We start from the raw sequence: 822 nt of genomic DNA, 5'->3' as shown, positions 1-822 counted from the left end.
TCTTGTGATGAAGCAAACGCTAAATCGAACGAACGATCGGTCAAAGAATCAGATTTAAGTATTACGAACTTTCCACGATTGTTCACGGAAGTTATGCTTCATCACCCCTTTTCAGAAACCCCTAGGCGACCAACATGCTGACATCCGAAGAACGGGACGATCCGTGGACGGTGGAGCCGTCGCTGGAAAGTCTGCTCCCCAAGCATCGGCCCGGGTCGATCGATCGGCCGATCTACTTCCGTCATACCGATACGCCCGACGGCCACGTCATCAAGCAATTTCCTGACGGCTCGCGTCAGCTCGTGCGTTTTGTCGGCCTGGAAGAGCAGGTCGTCAAACATTTCCTTTAAAGCCCATCTTTGTTTGTGTCGCTCACAAATAAAAACGCCGCCGTGCATGACGGCGGCGCTGATGGTGCGCGCTGATCCGTTTAATCAGCGACCTTGTCGCTCGGATATTTGAAAGAATCGCGCAGCAAAAAGCTCATCGGGATATCCAGCTTGGCATTGTGCGGCGGAATCGGCTGCTGAAACCACTTCTTGTAGAGCTTCTCGGCGTCGTAGTCGAGGATGATGTTGGTCATCGCGCGATCCACGAGGCGTTTGAACTCGGGATCGTCCTTGCTCAGCATGATCGCGTAGGGTTCAACCGTCAGCATGTCGCCGACCACGGCATAGTCGCTTGGCGTCTTGGTATTTGCTCGGAAGCCGTAGAGCAGCACGTCGTCCATGGCAAAGGCGTCCGCCTTGCCGGTTTCGACCATCGCAAAAGATTCAGCGTGGTCCTTGGCTTCCAGGAACGTCATGTTCAGGACGCGCACAT

General features: G+C 54.3%; 2 protein-coding genes. One reads left to right on the top strand and one right to left on the bottom strand.

Going from position 1 to position 822, the window contains the following annotated elements; translation table 11 throughout:
* The first annotated feature begins 134 nt into the window (after positions 1 to 134).
* Positions 135 to 350: a hypothetical protein gene (locus D1614_RS27940; RefSeq protein WP_119440473.1), complete on the top strand. Its 216-nt coding sequence runs from the start codon at positions 135 to 137 to the stop codon at positions 348 to 350.
* Positions 351 to 430: 80 nt separating this feature from the next.
* On the opposite strand, the gene D1614_RS27935 is transcribed toward D1614_RS27940, so the two are convergent.
* Positions 431 to 822: type 2 periplasmic-binding domain-containing protein (locus D1614_RS27935; protein WP_147384376.1), on the bottom strand; the 392-nt coding region annotated here is incomplete at its 5' end.

It is taken from the genome of Maribellus luteus, from assembly GCF_003576475.1.
GTDB lineage: Bacteria > Bacteroidota > Bacteroidia > Bacteroidales > Prolixibacteraceae > Draconibacterium > Draconibacterium luteum.
The sequence above is the reverse complement of the archived record's forward strand: the minus strand, read 5'-3'. Positions and strand labels throughout refer to the sequence as shown.